We start from the raw sequence: 16,619 nt of genomic DNA, 5'->3' as shown, positions 1-16,619 counted from the left end.
AAAACTGACCGCCAGAACAACCGGCAATCGAGAGCCGCGCGGTTTGCGCAGGGCAACAAAAAAGCCCCCACCGGACTTCGCCGTGAGGCGAAGTCCTGGGAGCTGCTAAAGATAGAATACGTTCGCCCCTCTTTTCGTGCGCCTTAACACCGGAACGGAGAGCGCGGCGTATCCAAGGCGCCCGCCCTCATATGTCCCGGCATCGTCCCCGGCGCGCGAAGAAACGCGATTACTTTTTCGCGGCCTTCGCAGGCGCTGCCTTCTTGGCAGGCGCTGCTTTCTTCACGGCTGCGGTAGACTTCGCAGCAGCAAGCTTGGCCGGAGCCTTGGCGGGTGCCTTCTTCGCGGCGGGTTTTGCCGCAGCCTTGGCAGCCGGCTTCTTGGCAGGCGCCGCCTTCTTTGCCGGCGCAGCCTTGGCCTTGGCCGGTGCTGCTTTCTTTACTGCCGGCTTGGCAGCGGCCTTCGCAGCCGGCTTCTTAGCCGGTGCTGCTTTTGCCTTGGGCGCTGCCGCCTTCGGCTTTGCAGCAGGTGCTGCCTTCTTCACTGCAGTTGCCGCTTTCGCCGCCGCTGCCTTTACTGGTGCTTTCTTTGCCGGTGCCTTGGATGCCGGCGCTTTGGATGACGTCTTAGCCATGCGATGCCCCTTGCGTTTGTGCCGTTGGCCGTTAGTGACCCGGCGAGCCTATGCATATCTGACTCGCGCGTGTCTAGCCAGCGAAGCATTACACTGAATTTTGCAGATTAAATTTCGGTTACACCGAGAGCATGTTTGCGATGATCGACAGCGAAATCGGCAAAGAATCTTCGCGCGTCAGAGCGAACTTTTGCAGCAGAATTTCTGGGCGTTGCGACTCATGCGATCTTCTCGTCAAGCTCACAATCTCTTGCGGCGGCGTCGATCGCGCGTGGTCATCGACGGCTTGTCGGGTGACAGAAAAGCACCGCATCACAGAGCCTGATCTTGCTTCATCTTGGCAGCGGTAGAAACAGCACCAAATTTAATGCGAGCTTTTTACTCGTATAGTGACAAAGGTTGGATGGGAGCAATGAAAGGCGGCATTTGAGCGGGACAACATCCACCCTGTTGTGCCGAACATCTTCCAGACGAGAAGGGAGAGCGCCCGCGTCAGTGCCGGGGATGCCCAGCGAACAAAGGGACGTGAAGGATCGCGGCGATCCTCATCCCTTGGGAAGCCGCCACCCCTTGGAAACCAGGGGCTACAGGCGCTACACCCCAACCGGATCACGCACCTGCAGCCGGCGCGAAGGTTCGGTCTGATGCAGATGTACGGCAAACGTATCCCATGGCGGCGTGACACCGATCTGCACCAGGATCCGCCCGATCTCACCGCGATGGTAACCTCCGTGGGTGACGACATGCGTCAGCATTTCCCGGCGCGACATCATCGCCTTGCCACCATCGGTGAAGACGAAGGGCACCGGCTCCGACAGGAGCTTTGGCGACACGGTTTGCAGATACTCGAGATACCAGCGATCCATGGCGGCGACATCGGCGCTGAGTTCATCGAGTGCCGGCGTGTCCTCGGTATTGTCGGACGCGTATTCATGACGCGTGCCGGAAAGATGCGCCGAAAATATTTTCGACACGACGAGATTGTGGTTGAGCAGACGGATCGCCGCATGACGCTCGTCCGCATGCTTCCGCTGGTCGAGACCCGCGAGCTTCTCCAGCAACTCGCCATTGGCCCAGGCTTGATAAACGAAGAGACTGCTAAGCAGATTCAGCGCGCTCATGGTCTGTACCCTCTCCACAAAATGTGAGTATGTTGTCCATATTCTTGGCTGATGGAGCGGACATGTCTACTCGCATTGCAAAGCCGCGCTCGCGCATGCGCAAGCAGCCGCGCCAGGCGCGTTCGCGCGCAACGGTCGAGGCGATCATCGAAGCCGGTGCTCATGTTCTGAGCGCGCTCGGCTGGGCCGGCTTCACCACCAACAAGGTGGCCGATGCCGCCGGCGTCAGCATCGGCTCGCTCTATCAATATTTTCCCGACAAGCTGTCGCTGGTCGAGGCAATCCGGCGGCGACATTTCGATCAGGTGCTGTCGGTGATCGCCGAATCAGCAGAAGGCGACAAGCCGCTCAAGCGATTCGCGCAAGAGCTGGTTCGCGGCATGATCGATGCGCACAGCATCCATCCGACGCTGCATCAGGTGCTGCTCGACGAGGCGCCAGGCGATCGCAGCTCACGCGCCGCCCATGCCTCGTTCCAATCGCGTTATCTCGACCACTACACGGCGGCGGTGGCGCAGTTTCGCAGGCGCAGGAAGGACAATGAGACCGTGGCGCGCGTGCTGTCCTCGGCGGTCGAGGGCGTCATCCACGATGCCGCAAGGCGAGACATGCTTGAGGCACCGGAGTTGCAGAAGCAACTCGTCGAGCTGATCTGCGCTTACCTCTCAGGCGCGGGCCGCATCGCGTGAGCAGAATGGCGCGATCGGGATCCCTCGCCGCTCACGGCTGATAGCCGAGGCAGACGGCGCCAAGCGCGACGACGGCGCAGGCGCCGACGCGCCTCGGTGTCAGTTGCTCGCCGAGGAAGAACTGGCCGATGAAGGCGGCAAAGACAACGCTGGTTTCGCGGATGGCGGTGATGGGGCCGGCCGGGCCGAGCGCGAAAGCGGCGACCACGACGGCATAAGCAAGCAGCGCGAACAAGCCACCGGCGAGAGCCTTACGGGTTTCGGGCGCGCTGAAGTTGACGACGAGCCTGCCGCGCAGGGCGATGAAGGTCGCCGGCAGCAAGGCGCCGTAAATCAGCAGCACCCAGGCGGTGTAGGCGCCGCTGTCGCCCGCCACACGCACGCCGATGGCGTCGACCGTCGCGTAGGCCGCGATGATCGCGCCGGTCGCCAGCGCGTAAAGGATCGACGTCGTCGATGCCCTGCCCCTGCCAAGCGACAGGCCCATGATGCCGCAGGCGACCAGCGTGACGCCGACGATCTCGGGCATTGTGAGCTGCTGGCCGGCCAGCGCGAAACCGCCCAGTGTAACCAGCAGCGGCACGCTGCCGCGCACGATCGGATAGACCTGCCCCAGTTCGCCATAGCGGTAGGCGGCGACCAGGAACACGCTGTAGCCGACCTGGAGGCCGGCAGAGAGCGCGACATAGAGCCAGGCGCCGGTCGCGGGAAGCGCGTGGAAAAGCGCCATTGGAATGGCGATGAGCGTGCTTGAAAAGCTCATGACGGTGACCGTCCACAGCCCGTCGGCACCAGTCCGCAGGAAGGCGTTCCAGCTGGCGTGCAGAATGGCCGCGAACAGCGCGAGCGCGATGACCGTCGCGCTCATTGCGCTTTACGCGCGCTGGCTATGACGGCGTCGGCCGCCTTGCGGGCGCTATCGATGGCGGCTTCGGCCTCGCCCATCTGCGCCATCAGCGTCGCGCCCTCGATCAGCATCAGCAGCGCCGCCGCAGCACCCTCAGCCTGCTTCGGAGGCATTATGTCCTCGAGGATTGCCTGCATGCGCCGCTTGAGGCCATTTTTCTGTCGGGCGACGGCCTGGAACACCGGATGGGTGGGATCGCCGAACTCGGCCAACGCATGCGCGAACAGGCAGCCGTGGAAATCAGGGCTGCCGAACCATCGCTCGTGCCAGTCGATGATTTTTGCGATCTTCCGCTCCGGCGTGGCGACCTCTTGCGCAAGCTGGTCGAGCTGACGCTCGAAGCGCCGGGCGCGATAGTCGAGTACCTCGACGATCAGTTCGTCCTTGCTGGGAAAGTGGCGATACATCGTCATCTTGGCCACATCGGCCTCGGCGATGATCCGGTCGATGCCGGTGGCATGGAAGCCGGCGCGCTTGAACAGGGCGTAGGCCGTTTCGACGACGTGCTGGCGTTTGTCTGTTGTGGGCGACGATGCCATGGTCTTGCCGGTGATGAGACAGGTCTGTCTCACATCTATGCGACCAATCAACTTCGTCTGTCAACATGCCAAATGAAAGCGCCTGCGGCCGATGTCACCGCAGGCGCGAAAACAGAAGAAAGTGATGCGCTCAGCGCAAGACGCGGCAACGGCCGTTGTAGACCATCCAGCGGTCGAAGCCTGACACGCAGAACTCGACATTGTCGCCGATCGAGGCAAAACCCTGACCTTCCTCGATCAGGTACCAGATGGTGCGGGCACGGCCATCGGAGAGGCTGACGGTTGCGCCGCAATAGCGGCGGCCGATCGGCCATTCTTCGCTCGCCGGCAGATAGCGATGCTGGTGAATGCGCTGGAAATCGGTGATCGAGACATCAGGCAGATGCGGCACGTGATGCACCTGATAGGAGAAGCGGCTGGAGATCTTGTTCAGCACCCACGCCTGCCCGCAGACACCGCTGTCCTCGTCGGAATAGACGGAAAGGTCGGCAGCCTGCGCCGCCTGGGTGATGCCAAGGGGTGCGGCCAGCGGCGTGCAAAGCGAAATCAGGGCAGCAAGAGCGGATTTGGCAAAGCGAGTCATGGCAGCCTCTCAAAGGTCGACTGCGCGCACTGTGCGGATTCGGCGGCGCGCGGTCAAGCGGTTGCGCGGACGAAGGTTTACGGCTTCGGAGCTGGTTTTGCCGGTGCGAAGCCGTGAAACTGCTGCCCTGAGCCTTTGAAGAATCCGCCCTCCCTGTGTCTGGGAAAGCGACCTGCTGTCAAATGCTTGGCGAATTTGCATCGCTGCTGCGGCCGAGGCGCGGTCGCGAACTAGCTGTTCCTTTGAGCGACCTAGAGCTGCTCCCCAGCCAACCATTCCAGCGACCAGTGCGCGGGTTTCTCGACCGCCAGCAATCTGTGCAGAGCCGGCAACACGATGCGCAGGTCACGCTCCAAGGTGAAGGGCGGATTGACCACCACCATGCCGCTGCCATCGAGGCTCGGCTCCCGCGATGCAGGCCGGATCTCGAACTCGATGTCGAGCAGCTTCGGGACGCCGGATTGCTTGAGGGCCTTGCGGAAGGCGATGATCGCCTTGCGGTCCTTGATCGGATACCACAGTGCATAGATGCCGCCCGGCCAGCGCTTGTGCGCTCTTTGCATCCCGTCGACGAGGCGGTCGAATTCGCCGGCTTCCTCGAACGGCGGATCGATAAGAACCACGCCGCGCTTTTCCTTCGGGGGCAAATGCGCGCCGAGCGCCAGCCAGCCGTCGAGTTCGATCACCCTTGTCTGGAAATCGCCGGCAAACAGCGTCTTCAGCCTGGCGGCATCATCGCCATGCAGTTCGATCGCCGACAGCCGGTCCTGCTTGCGCATGAGATGGCGGGCGATGAGCGGCGAGCCAGGATATTTCTTCACGCCGCCATCGGCATTGAGCGAACGCACCACTTCGAGATAGGGAGTAAGCAGCGCGGCCGCCGATTTGTCCAACGGGGCGCCGATCAGTCGGCCGATGCCGCCTTGCCATTCGCCGGTCTTTTGCGCCTCCGTCGACGACAGGTCGTAGCGGCCGATGCCGGCATGGGTGTCGATGACACGGAACGCCTTGTCCTTCTGCTTCAGATAGTCGAGCAGAAGGCTGAGCACGACATGCTTGACGACATCGGCGAAATTTCCGGCGTGATAGGCGTGACGGTAATTCATGCCGCACTCACGTCGAGGAGCCCCTGCCCCAACGCGGCGGTGGCGGCTTCGAGTTGGGGTTCTCCGGCCGGCTGCCGCCGAAACGCAACGAGAGCAGGAAACCAATCAGGCCGACGGCCATCAGCCCATAGCCGACCGGCCGGGCGCGGCTGTCGATCTCACCGGCGCCGGAGCGCAGCACCAGCTCCACCGCCCGCATCGGGATATCATCGGCATCGCCCGGGCCGACGGTGAAGAGATAGGCGCCGGGGCTAACGGTCGCGATCACGCCCGCCTCGTCGCGAAAGACCTTGTCGGGCAGCTGCGGGCTGACCTGGCGCGGATTGTCTGAATGGTTGAATTGCAGCGCCGACGCGAGCACCGTCTTGCCACTGGTAGCCGCGGTCAAGGTCAAGACGGTGCGCTGCTGCGAGACGATGCGCTCGGCCCGCGCCGTCAGGTCGACCAGCACCCTGACAGGCGCATCGCTTGACGAGAGCGCCACCGTCACCGGCTTGAAGCGGCCCTGCTCGTAGACCCTGTAGCTGCCTATCTCATGGCCGGAGAAATTCATCATCGCCCAGGGATAAACGACGCCGACGGCGATACCGGCGAGCAGGATCAGGAAGAAGAGAAAGCGCATCGAGAATAACCTGTGTGTTCGACCAATTGCCAATAACGCTCCAGGGATCAAAAGGCGATGGCTTGCGCAGCGGTCCTCGTCTGTCCAAGACAAGGGATAATCGCCAAATGGATGTTTGTGCGGATTTGGCCAAAGCGAACTGCCGCCGTCCAACCGTATCGGCGTCATGTCTGCGTCACAACGCCGACGGATTTCTACCTATGCGCTCAAAAGCTATAGCTAAATTAGTAAAGTCTACATAAGTGGATGAACGCCAGAACCTTTCCGCATAAGAATTTATCGACAAAGCAAGATGTTATAATATTATCGATATTTCTAAACCCAAATTACTTTTAAATACAAACTGATACGCGCGCGACTATTATTTGCCTTCAACTAGCTATTTCCGCTTTATGTCTGAAATTATCCCGCTGCATCTCAGGATTTTGGCGTCAAAAAACTCCTGAGTATTTCTATTTTTTGTTGATATATTTCCAATTTCGCGATCAGCCCTCGGGATGGAGCGGCAGACGCTGCGACCCCATGATTAACCACTCCCAGATGATGACGGTTAACGATTCGCTAATTTAGTTGACTATGTTGTCCACAGGTATATTTTCGATACGTTGGGATGTGCAATTTGGGCGAGTAGTGGGCGATGGTGGCACCAGACGCGTAACCGCGATTTCGGGGCGTATCGAATGCTGAACGGCAGCCAATAAGCCGCATAGCGTCGACCAACGAACCCAAAAAGCAATCGACAGACATCAGGAGTGACGATTCCGCAGAAGCGGAAGGTTTGTGACGTTCTCAGGAACGGCGCCGGGCAACGCTGTGTCCCGGTCCGGCGGTAGCGTGCGCAGTGCGTAAGGGCGAAGGGGTGCAGTATGGGTAGGACTGTCAATGTTCTGAAACTCGAGTCCGGGAACAGCCGAAGGGGCGCCAGGTCCAATCGGCGCCGTGCCTTGGTTGCCGGAGGGGCAGGATTTCTTGGTTCGCATCTGTGCGAGCGTCTTTTGCTGGATGGATATGACGTTGTCGCGCTGGACAATTTCCACACCGGCAAGAGATACAATCTCAATGCCCTGCTGCGCGATCCACGATTTGCCTGCATCGAGCATGACATTGTCGATGCCTTGCCTTTGGACCTGCAGGTCGATGAAATCTACAATCTTGCCTGCCCGGCCTCCCCGCCGCATTACCAGGCAGATCCGATCCACACGTTCAAGACATGCGTGCTTGGTTCTCTGAACCTGCTGGAACTCGCGCGGCGGAGCAATGCCAAGATATTCCAGGCTTCGACGTCCGAGGTCTATGGCGACGCCTTGGTGCATCCGCAGCCGGAGAGCTACTTCGGCAACGTCAACCCGCATGGTCCGCGATCCTGCTATGACGAGGGCAAGCGTTCGGCCGAGACGCTGTTCTTCGACTATTCGAGGACGTATGGCCTCGATGTCCGCGTCGCGCGGATCTTCAACACCTATGGCCGCCGCATGCAACCAGACGATGGCCGCGTCGTGTCGAACTTCATCGTCCAGGCTTTGCACGGTGACGACCTGACCGTCTACGGCAGCGGCCAGCAGACCCGTTCATTCTGCTACGCGGACGACCTGATCGAAGGCTTCATCCGGCTGATGAACGCACCGAGCGCACCGAAGCACCCGGTCAATCTCGGCAACCCTGCCGAATTCACCATTCTGGAACTGGCGACACAGGTGATCGAATACACCAACTCGCGGTCGAAGATCGTGCATCGGCCGCTGCCCGTCGACGATCCCAAACAGCGCAAGCCCGACATCTCCTTCGCCCGGAAAAATCTTGGCTGGGAGCCAAAAATCAGCCTGAGCCAGGGGCTCGCGCATACCACGGCGTATTTTGACGCCCTGCTCTACTCGAGCCGGCCCGTCAAAGAAGCTGCGATGTAAATGAGCCGCCCGGCAATCCTGGTGACGGGCGGAGCCGGATACATCGGCAGCCACACCTGCAAGCTGTTGTCAGCTGCCGGCTACCTGCCCGTCGTCTTCGACAATCTGAGCCGCGGCAACGAGAGATCCGTTGCCTGGGGGCCGCTTGTCGTTGGCGATATCCGGGACCTGAACGCGCTGCAGCAGGCGATAAGCACCTATCAGCCGAAAGCGATAATCCACTTTGCAGCGCTTGCCTATGTCGGCGAGTCCGTTCATGAGCCCGCGGGATATTATTCGACCAATGTGTCGGGCACTATCGCGGTGCTTGATGCGGCGCGCGCCAGCTCGATCGAAAACATCATCTTTTCAAGCAGCTGCGCGACATACGGTGTGCCCGAAACACTGCCCATTCGCGAGACCTCGGCGCAAAATCCGATCAGCCCCTATGGACGGACCAAGCTGATGGGCGAGCAGATCATCAGGGACTATGCCTCCGCCTACGGAATGAAATATGCGATCCTGCGCTATTTCAACGCTTGCGGCGCCGATCCGGAGGGCGAACTCGGCGAATGGCACACGCCGGAGACGCACCTGATCCCGCGAGTGCTCATGGCTGCATTCGGCACGATCGACGAGATCGAGGTTTTCGGCACGGACTATGACACTCCGGATGGCACCTGCGTGCGCGACTACATTCATGTCAGCGATCTGGCGCGCGCGCATCTGAAGGCTCTGATGCATCTGGAGGCGGGTAGCGCAAGCCTGTCGGTCAATCTCGGCAGCGGACGCGGGGTGTCTATCAAGGAGATTCTCCAGGCGGTCACCCGGATGACGTCAAAATCGGTTCCGGCTGTCTTCAGGCCCCGGCGCCCGGGAGACCCGGCAGAGCTCTACGCCGACCCGGCCAGCGCACGCGAACATCTCGATTTCATGCCGGAACTTTCCGACATCGATACGATCGTCAGGACAGCCGCACCATTCTTCGGACTGGAGGCTGCCGCGTCCACAATTCCGATGCCGACGCCGAAGCGCCGGCGGGCAACTGCGCCAGGCGCGCCAAATGCATCGGAAAGCAATACCAGCTCGCAAAGCTGGTAGCGGTCGTCCCGTTTGTCGTGTGTCGGGACGTGGGCTCGCTGAGGTGGGTGAGGGCTTCTCAGCGAGCCTTTGATACGGCTCAGAACCTGAAACCAAAGCACGTCAACGCGCTTATCCTTTTCTTCATGCACGCCGTTGTCCCAAAATCGGGCCGCATGCATCAACTCCTGGAATCGATCAGGCTACGGATCTGGTCAAACTGCGCGCCCTTGGTGTCGCCTTCCTCGAATTTCCGTTGTTCGTCGGAAGCGTCTTCCGGAGAGTGCCTGAAACTGTACCAGGCTCCGTCCGGATCCTTGCGCTGCTGGAGAGTCCCACCCCGGATGCGGTGGCTGAAACACGTGCGAATCGGCGCCGCGTAGCCCTTGGACCGCCAGACGAGTTCCATGCACATCTTGCCATCGTTGCTCAGATGCCATCTGCCTTCGCCGACCGAAGCCGTGTCCTGCCCTGAGGTCCAGGCCCGGACCGGTCGATCCTTCTGTCCGAAATAGGCCGCTCCGTTATCCCATATCCACGTGCGGTCGGCATAAACAAGCTGAAGTTCGAAAGCCGTCGGGACGGTAACGGCAGGTCCGCTGTCTTCGGCACCAGTTGCGTACGCGGCTCCGCAAAGCGCCATCTGGCACCAAATGGCCAGGAGGGGCGCAAGGGGGACACGCCTGGCGAGTCGATGGCGCCTTGCCCCGCTCTCTGATTCAGATGGCAATCCGGTCTGGGTCGTCATGCCGAGCGATCGCATTCGATGTTCGCTTCCAAGCGGGCGCAGACCAGCCGAGTATACCGCAAGAACGGGCCCGGTCCGTCCTGCGCTGACAAGTGGCTCCATGCCACAACCATCAGTATCTCGCATGCTATTGACTGCCGCGCGAAGATGTCAACAGGAGGGGCCGACAGTATCTGTCGCGGCGCTCACGGGCCGTAAATCGAGGACGACGGTCAGGCACGCGGCACGCTATACGCATCCCTCGACGAAGGGACCGCTAACCCATAGCGAGCCGTTGCTGTACATAGCGGTCCCGTTGTCGTCGGTGTAGCCATGGGACTGCTCGTCGACATGTAGCCTGGCGTTTGGCACCAGCTGACCGTTCACCTTGACGCTCTTGATGAACAGGTTGCGATCACCTGGCTTGCCCTCTCCGCCCCACAGGTCGTTGATATAGCGAAGCTCGATTGTCTTCGGGTTCGGCACGCTGCTGAGATCGATGTGGAACGGCCTGGACTCGGTTGACGCCTGCATTAACTCCGCCACGGCGGCTTCGGGCGTCGATGCGACGCTTTCCTTGCCCGGGACGTCGATCCCGGCGACGGTCTTTCCGTCGACCAGCACGTCGAACCGAGGCGCGCCCTGGAGACTAATGCCGGCAGCGTCGACCTCCAGACTGGTGATGGTGCAACGTCCCGAGTCTTTCGCCGCCGCGGCCACCAGGTCGGCCACGCGTTGCCTCTGCGATTGCACCCATCCGGCGATGGGCTGCAGCAGCGCGTTTCGGTCGCCGGTATCGACCTTGAAGAGGTTGGTTCGTTCACCGGAATCGGCCTTGAGGTCGTATTCCTCCACCTTGCCGGTGGTCGCGTTGAAGATGACCTTTCGATCGTTCTCGCGATAGCCGAACAGGAAACCGGCCCAGGGATTGAAGAAGAAGGTCTTGTTTGGCCGTTGCTCGCTGAACAGGCTGCGCCCCTGCCACTGCTTCGGCAGCGGGAGTCCGAGTATGTCGAAGATCGTCGGGGCGATGTCGACGATGCCGCCGACCGGATGCGCAACTTCGTCATGAAAGAGATACTTGTTGATCATGATGAGCGGGATGTGGATGTTTTCCTCGTAGATCGCGCTGGCATGAATGTAGTCGCCATGCTCCCCGAACGCCTCGCCATGATCGCCCAATATGACCACCAGCGTCGAATCGAGCTTGCCGGACTGCTTGAGCGATTCAAGGATCTCGCCAAGCGCCGCATCGCCGACCTTCAGCGCGTTGAGGTAAGCATTGAATTTCTGGTCATCCGAGTAGTGGACCAGCGTGTTGCCATCGGAGGAAGTCGCCATCTTCGAAAACATCGGGCTGTCGATGATGTAGGGATAGTGGGTCATCGCCGTGAACATTATGCCGAAGAAGGGTTTTCCCGCGTCCTTGTTCATCCAGTCGATGATCGACTGCGCCGTGCAAAGATCGCTGTTGTAGTCCATGTTCTTCCACTGCTCTGAGCTGAGCTTGAACGTCGGGGTACCGCATTTCTGCCCCCGGTAGTCCTGGATCACATCCAGTCCCTTGTTGAGGAAAAACTCATCGACCCGTTGGAATCGGGAATCCGCGCTCCAGAAAAACCCTGTACGGAAATTGTTCTTGGACAGGACGTTTGAGATCGAGTCCAGAGGCAGATATGGATACCTGGTGGTCATGCCATAGTATGAAATGTCGTTGTACATAGAGGTGAGCAGAGAAAACACCGAGTAGTGCGTGGAAGGTGCGTGCGCATATATGTTGTCGAATCGTATGGAGTCCTTTGCATAACTCTTGATATTTGGTGTGATCGGATACTTGCCGCCAAACGTCTCGATGTATTTGGACGGCACCGACTCCATCATGAAAACCAACACGTTCTTGATCGGGTTCGGCGTCGGCGCCTTGAAGGTCGACGTTTCCGGCGGACGCTCGCCGACGCTCGCGACATCCGGGTCATTGGTGTTGGCATTCATTGTCAGCACGACCGGCGTTGGACTGAGCACAGCCGATTCAACAAAATACAGGATCGGATTGACGATCTCGGCCGCCGGCAACGCCTGCGCACGCACGTGGTATCCGGTGCCGGCGATGGCCGCGCCGACACAGACAACGAGCACGCCCAGAAAGGCCCCGTAGCCAGCAGCGCTCATTGGCCGCTGGCACAAGCTGCCCGCGGCATAGCCAAGGATGAGCACCAGGATGACGGACCCGGAAAGGGTCGCGAAGTCCTTGATGTTGAGCGCGTCACCCATCGCGTTCCTGGCATCGGCATTCTGCAGGAAGTCGCCATAGACCAGCCATTGGAATGTGAACGGTTCGCCCAGCATCTTGACGAGATTGATGTTGGCAAACCCCCAGCCCAGAGAGACCATGACAGCAACATAGAAGAGGAAGACGACGATTGCCGAGCCGAGACGGCTGGCCTTTGCCAGGAAAAGCAGGATCAGAGTCACCAGGGTCAGGGACGCAACGACAATCAGGTCGTAGTAGCTTGACGCCAATCCCTCGGGGATGGCCCCCAAAAGACCTGGAAAAGTCGTTTGCGGATCAACGATTGCGCTGCGGTAGACACCCAAAAGCAGCCAGGACAACAGGCCCGTGCAAATGATCCGCAGGCTCCTGCGCCGAAAGCGCAAATCCTTCGACGAAGCCGTCCCCGCCTTCGATTCCATAAGGCCGCTCTCAGGTCGGCTCGCCGACCCCGTACCGCCGCCGATGCTCATACAACTACCCGCCGCCAGTTTGCGTTTCGGCCCAAACCACGGCCGATAGCCTTCAGACCCCCACCCGCAGAATCGGCTGGCGCTAAAAAAGAGTCAACAAAATCAAGTTTCCGTTAACCAAGCCTCTTGAGAACTGGTTAACCGAACGCATTGAACGGCGATGTGTTTGGCCAAGTGAGCTGTTCAAACAACTGTGCACCCGCCGTATGAATCGGCGACGGCGGGCGCTGTCGAGCACCCGCCGTCGTCATGTTTCAGTACCGCGTCAGCAATCAGCCGCCACGCAGACGCGTCGGGCTCAGGCTGGCGACGGTCATGCTCCGCTGTTCGGAAGGACACGTCGGCAGAAAGCGGCTCGCATCCGCGTATGTCATCGTCGCGATGGAACTCTTCAGCCCACCACGCTTCGCGATCCAGCCGCGAACCCAGCCAGGGTAGTTTTTCATCATGAAATTAGCGGCGACCTGATTGCCCCGGGCAGAAACGCCATATGGCAGATGAAAGCCGAACGAAGCGTTCCGCGTGACGCACACCTTGCTCTTGGGCATCGACAGATAGAGTGTGCAGGCCGAGTCGCACGACCCGCTGAACCGCACAAAAGTGCCGCTGCGGCGCATTTTCAGCGCACGGATTGCATAGTCGATCACATAGCCGCCGCGGTCACCACTGATCGTCTTGACGTTGGCCGTGCCAAGGTTGATGCGCGGTCGCAGCAATTCATCCGCGGAGCCCGCCGAGACCATTGCGCCCATCAAACCGAGCGCACCGAGAAACTTCATTATCGTTTTCATTTGCGCCTCCTGCTATGCCGTCAATGACTAGCTGAGAGGCGTAAAGATTGAATATTCCGTGTCGCTAAAGTTGTATCAGTTGATTGATTGTGCAGCCGTTTCAGGACCTGATTGACGATTTGGTTTACCAATGGCGCAGAAGGATGATCACTAAAACGTAAACACGCGCGGGCATCGTTGCAGATCGACTGTGCTGCGGAGCGCACTCGGGCGGAATTGGATCAGAGGAAGTCGGATGGCCGTTGACGGGAAAGAGCGGAGGCCGGCAAAGGAAGGCAAGCCTCGCCGCGTCTGCGTCGTGACAAATGTAATCGATCCCGGTGGCGAAGAAGGCGCCATGGTCGAACTGGCCCGGGTTTTCGCCGAAGATGGCGACGACGTCACCCTGCTATGGGTTCCAGGCAGGATTGCTCCAGCCGAGGAGGCAGCGCACCACCGCGACCTGGAGGCGGCCTCGGTGCGACTGGAAGTTCTCGACAAGTCCGATCAATTGCTTCCTTCGCTGGCGACGCCCGAGAGTCGGTCCGCCGCTGTACTGCATTATCTCGAACGGTCCGGCCACGATTTGGTCTACGCGCCGCTTGAGGGCGGGTTGCCTTACTACACGCTGCTGGCGGTCGAGACTGCGGCCTTTGCCGCGCCGCCGATCGTGGTCGTCGCCCACGCTCCGGAAGAATGGGAACACGAAGCCGACAAGGCGTTCATGGACAGCACCGAGGCGATTGCCGTCGCCTACATGGAGAAATACTGCGCCGAGATGGCGAACAGGACGATCTGTGTGTCGGCAGCCTTGCGACAGTGGATGTTGTCGAAGGGCTGGAAGGTGAAGAGGGGGATCGTGACGCCGATGTTGCTGTTGCAGGATCGTCTCGCTCCAGCCGGAGCGCGGCCGCCGATTGCGACGAGAAGCGCCAGAGAACTTGCCGTCCTGGCCGGGTGGCGCTTCCGCGATGGCCTGACGCTGTTTTGCGACGCGCTCGACATCATCGCGTCAACAGCGCCAAAAGAGCTGACGGTCACCGCATTCGGTCCATTCGGAAAGATCATGGGCGAGCACAGCGGTGGACTGCTTCTCAGACGCGCCGAGCAGTGGCCGTTTAAGCTCAACCTGTTGGCGCACGCAAGCCCCGCCGCAAAGCTCGACTACGTCGCGCGGAGCGGCGCGCTTGCCGTCATTCCCGCCCGCGCCGCATCGACGGGTGGCAGTGTTGCCGCATGTATCGAGGCGGGATTGCCTTTCGTTGCGACCAATGTCGACGCGAACGCCGAGAGCTGGAATGCGCAGGCGGGGCAACCGCGGCTGGTCGATCCTGACGCTGCCGCGTTGGCGCTTGCGATTTTAGCCGCGCTCAACGACCCGCCTTGCCCGCAGCCCGTCGACAGGCTGAGCCAATGTCGGCAGTCCTGGCTGGATACGCGCAATCTGCCGATGCCGGCCAAGCGCAGGCGCGTCGACAAAAGCGCCGGGCCGTCACCCCTGGTCTCTATTGTCATGGCCCACCGCAACCGGCCACTCTATCTGAAACAGGCAATCGCGGCGATCGAAGCGCAGACCTACGATCACCTGGAGCTGGTTCTGGTCGACGACGGAAGCGACCTGGACGAAGCGAGGCGGTTGCTGGATACGCTGGAACCGACCTTCCGTCAGCGCGGATGGAAGATCCTGCGCCGACCGCACAAGCATCTCGGCGCGGCGCGAAATGCCGGCATCCGCGCTTCGCATGGCGAGCTCATCCTGTTCGCCGACGATGATAACGCGCTGTTTGCGGAGGCCGTCGATCATTTCGTGCGTGCGATGGCTACATCGGATGCCGACATCTGCACTGCGTTCCAACTGATCTTCTACGAGGATTTCGTGCCGGAGGATCGCGCCGACGGGCTGATCCAGTACCTGCCTCTGGGTGGTCCCGACGCGCTCGGCCTGATCCATAACGTCTACGGTGACGCGAATGCGATGATACGCCGATCTGTGTTCTCGCGGATCGGGTTCTTGATCGAGAAGCCCGGCTACGCCATGCACGACTGGGAATTCTTTGCGCGAGCTTCTCTGGCAGGTCTCAAGATCAAGACGATTCCAAAGCCGCTATATTGGTATCGCTCGAAACCGGATGGAATGTTCCGGCAGTCGAATTGGTACGACAACCGGCTTCCCGTCCTGGAGGCGTTCAGGTCGAGCCAATCCGATGACGTCCGCTTGCTGCATCATCTGGCCATCGCCCAGAACACGCACCGGTCCGAAATTGAGAGTGGCCGGGAAAACCTGAAATACACCCCCGGCAATCGAAAATATCTGGAGCTGTGCGACATCGAACCGAACAGCAATACAGCCATAGAGAAACTTGCGAGCACTGCTGCGTCGATCGGCCGTCCCGATACGGCTGCAACCTTGCTTGGACGCCCCGCCGCCACATACTCCAATGCCCCGGATCGTCCTGATGCTGGCGGCAGTTCGATCATCCTCGACCACGACATACTGAGGAGCGCACGGTTGCTTACCCCACGCGTCTCGGCTCTCCCGCTGCTGCTTGTCGCACCGGATGACGGCGGGGTGTTCTTGCGCCCGCATGCGGACGGCGCGGTCGCTGCATCGCTTGATTATCAATTTCCAGCCTTCTTCCGGAAAGTGGAAGCTACCGTTGAAATCGCTCATGCCGATGCGGCGGCGATGGACTTCGGTCTGGCCCTTGCTCGCCCCGACCAAACCATAGATTGGCAACAGGATATTGGCGCGCAAACGATCGCCTTTTCAGGCTGGATGAGCATCGAAGACAGATTTGTGCGTCATCCGTTGGTGGCAGCGCTTCGCGCACGACGGAAGATGCCGCTTTCGATCGTTCTCGCCGTTCGCTTCACCGGAACGTTCAATGGTTTTCCGACCAATGCGTTTTTCCGCAAGCTGACCCTGTTCAGCGACTAAAGCAATTCCAGGAAAAGTGTGAAACCGTTTTCCCGGGAAAAGCGCGTCGCGCTTTCCCTTGGGAATTGCGTCAAAACAAAGAGACAGAGCGGTTTGCCGTTTCCGTGAAACGGTGAACTGCTCCAGCGGCGATCCAACCAGCAAATGAAATTCCCGAGCGCCAGCGAAGCCCGGTCCGGTCAAGTGCGCGCGTTAACCATGTTGGCCGAACCTTGCCAGAATGGTTGACAAAACGTTAACAGATGCTAATATTTTCAGTGGGTTGTTTTGTGTGTGGG

The 16,619-nt window shown here is 60.1% G+C and carries 14 protein-coding genes; 4 read left to right on the top strand and 10 right to left on the bottom strand.

The window, feature by feature from the left end; all coding sequences use genetic code 11:
* Positions 1-229: 229 nt before the first annotated feature.
* Entirely contained in the window at positions 230-634 is a 405-nt protein-coding gene (locus ACWGTO_RS23265) for a hypothetical protein (RefSeq protein ID WP_454577139.1), read from the bottom strand.
* A 593-nt stretch (positions 635-1,227) separates the two neighbouring features.
* Positions 1,228-1,755: a DinB family protein gene (locus ACWGTO_RS23260; protein WP_454577138.1), complete on the bottom strand. Its 528-nt coding sequence runs from the start codon at positions 1,753-1,755 to the stop codon at positions 1,228-1,230.
* Positions 1,756-1,817: 62 nt separating this feature from the next.
* On the opposite strand from ACWGTO_RS23260, the gene ACWGTO_RS23255 reads away from it, so the two are divergent.
* Positions 1,818-2,444 (top strand): TetR/AcrR family transcriptional regulator, encoded by a 627-nt coding sequence (locus ACWGTO_RS23255; protein ID WP_454577137.1) that lies wholly within the window; start codon positions 1,818-1,820, stop codon positions 2,442-2,444.
* Positions 2,445-2,475: 31 nt separating this feature from the next.
* On the opposite strand, the gene ACWGTO_RS23250 is transcribed toward ACWGTO_RS23255, so the two are convergent.
* From ACWGTO_RS23250 to ACWGTO_RS23230, 5 genes are all read right to left on the bottom strand, one after another.
* Entirely contained in the window at positions 2,476-3,312 is an 837-nt protein-coding gene (locus ACWGTO_RS23250; protein WP_454577136.1) for an EamA family transporter, read from the bottom strand.
* A complete protein-coding gene (locus ACWGTO_RS23245; protein WP_454577167.1) occupies positions 3,309-3,890 on the bottom strand; it encodes a TetR/AcrR family transcriptional regulator in 582 nt (193 codons plus the stop codon). Before ACWGTO_RS23245 ends, ACWGTO_RS23250 begins: the two co-directional genes overlap by 4 nt.
* 130 nt (positions 3,891-4,020) lie before the next feature.
* A complete protein-coding gene (locus ACWGTO_RS23240; RefSeq protein ID WP_454577135.1) occupies positions 4,021-4,473 on the bottom strand; it encodes a hypothetical protein in 453 nt (150 codons plus the stop codon).
* 251 nt (positions 4,474-4,724) lie between these two features.
* On the bottom strand, positions 4,725-5,579 hold the full coding sequence (locus tag ACWGTO_RS23235) for a 23S rRNA (adenine(2030)-N(6))-methyltransferase RlmJ (RefSeq protein WP_454577134.1): 855 nt from the start codon (positions 5,577-5,579) through the stop codon (positions 4,725-4,727).
* A gap of 7 nt (positions 5,580-5,586) precedes the next feature.
* Entirely contained in the window at positions 5,587-6,201 is a 615-nt protein-coding gene (locus tag ACWGTO_RS23230) for a hypothetical protein (protein ID WP_454577133.1), read from the bottom strand.
* Between the two features lie 866 nt (positions 6,202-7,067).
* Between ACWGTO_RS23230 and ACWGTO_RS23225 the strand changes: the two genes are divergently transcribed.
* Together ACWGTO_RS23225 and galE are read left to right on the top strand one after the other, a co-directional pair.
* The gene (locus tag ACWGTO_RS23225) at positions 7,068-8,105 is read left to right on the top strand and encodes a UDP-glucuronic acid decarboxylase family protein (RefSeq protein ID WP_454577132.1); all 1,038 of its coding nucleotides are present in this window, start codon (positions 7,068-7,070) and stop codon (positions 8,103-8,105) included.
* The gene (gene galE / locus ACWGTO_RS23220; protein ID WP_454577131.1) at positions 8,106-9,185 is read left to right on the top strand and encodes a UDP-glucose 4-epimerase GalE; all 1,080 of its coding nucleotides are present in this window, start codon (positions 8,106-8,108) and stop codon (positions 9,183-9,185) included.
* Positions 9,186-9,345: 160 nt separating this feature from the next.
* On the opposite strand, the gene ACWGTO_RS23215 is transcribed toward galE, so the two are convergent.
* The 3 genes from ACWGTO_RS23215 to ACWGTO_RS23205 form a co-directional block, all read right to left on the bottom strand.
* Positions 9,346-9,912 (bottom strand): DUF995 domain-containing protein, encoded by a 567-nt coding sequence (locus ACWGTO_RS23215; RefSeq protein WP_454577130.1) that lies wholly within the window; start codon positions 9,910-9,912, stop codon positions 9,346-9,348.
* A gap of 228 nt (positions 9,913-10,140) precedes the next feature.
* On the bottom strand, positions 10,141-12,162 hold the full coding sequence (locus ACWGTO_RS23210; RefSeq protein WP_454577129.1) for a sulfatase-like hydrolase/transferase: 2,022 nt from the start codon (positions 12,160-12,162) through the stop codon (positions 10,141-10,143).
* A gap of 743 nt (positions 12,163-12,905) precedes the next feature.
* On the bottom strand, positions 12,906-13,424 hold the full coding sequence (locus tag ACWGTO_RS23205; RefSeq protein ID WP_454577128.1) for a hypothetical protein: 519 nt from the start codon (positions 13,422-13,424) through the stop codon (positions 12,906-12,908).
* A gap of 235 nt (positions 13,425-13,659) precedes the next feature.
* On the opposite strand from ACWGTO_RS23205, the gene ACWGTO_RS23200 reads away from it, so the two are divergent.
* A complete protein-coding gene (locus ACWGTO_RS23200) occupies positions 13,660-16,341 on the top strand; it encodes a DUF6212 domain-containing protein (protein WP_454577127.1) in 2,682 nt (893 codons plus the stop codon).
* The last annotated feature ends 278 nt before the right edge of the window (positions 16,342-16,619 follow it).

Source organism: Mesorhizobium sp. PL10 (assembly GCF_053714315.1).
Note: the sequence above shows the minus strand (reverse complement) of the source record. Positions and strands in the feature narration are given on the sequence as shown.

Bases quoted from the DNA above. Each gene is read 5' to 3' on its own strand.
- ACWGTO_RS23225 (WP_454577132.1), top strand. From the start codon at position 7,068: ATGGGTAGGACTGTCAATGTTCTGAAACTCGAGTCCGGGAACAGCCGA.
- ACWGTO_RS23255 (WP_454577137.1), top strand. From the start codon at position 1,818: ATGTCTACTCGCATTGCAAAGCCGCGCTCGCGCATGCGCAAGCAGCCG.
- ACWGTO_RS23250 (WP_454577136.1), bottom strand. From the start codon at position 3,312: ATGAGCGCGACGGTCATCGCGCTCGCGCTGTTCGCGGCCATTCTGCAC.
- ACWGTO_RS23230 (WP_454577133.1), bottom strand. From the start codon at position 6,201: ATGCGCTTTCTCTTCTTCCTGATCCTGCTCGCCGGTATCGCCGTCGGC.
- ACWGTO_RS23235 (WP_454577134.1), bottom strand. From the start codon at position 5,579: ATGAATTACCGTCACGCCTATCACGCCGGAAATTTCGCCGATGTCGTC.
- ACWGTO_RS23260 (WP_454577138.1), bottom strand. From the start codon at position 1,755: ATGAGCGCGCTGAATCTGCTTAGCAGTCTCTTCGTTTATCAAGCCTGG.
- ACWGTO_RS23265 (WP_454577139.1), bottom strand. From the start codon at position 634: ATGGCTAAGACGTCATCCAAAGCGCCGGCATCCAAGGCACCGGCAAAG.
- ACWGTO_RS23200 (WP_454577127.1), top strand. From the start codon at position 13,660: ATGGCCGTTGACGGGAAAGAGCGGAGGCCGGCAAAGGAAGGCAAGCCT.
- galE (WP_454577131.1), top strand. From the start codon at position 8,106: ATGAGCCGCCCGGCAATCCTGGTGACGGGCGGAGCCGGATACATCGGC.
- ACWGTO_RS23240 (WP_454577135.1), bottom strand. From the start codon at position 4,473: ATGACTCGCTTTGCCAAATCCGCTCTTGCTGCCCTGATTTCGCTTTGC.
- ACWGTO_RS23215 (WP_454577130.1), bottom strand. From the start codon at position 9,912: ATGACGACCCAGACCGGATTGCCATCTGAATCAGAGAGCGGGGCAAGG.
- ACWGTO_RS23210 (WP_454577129.1), bottom strand. From the start codon at position 12,162: ATGGGTGACGCGCTCAACATCAAGGACTTCGCGACCCTTTCCGGGTCC.
- ACWGTO_RS23245 (WP_454577167.1), bottom strand. From the start codon at position 3,890: ATGGCATCGTCGCCCACAACAGACAAACGCCAGCACGTCGTCGAAACG.
- ACWGTO_RS23205 (WP_454577128.1), bottom strand. From the start codon at position 13,424: ATGAAAACGATAATGAAGTTTCTCGGTGCGCTCGGTTTGATGGGCGCA.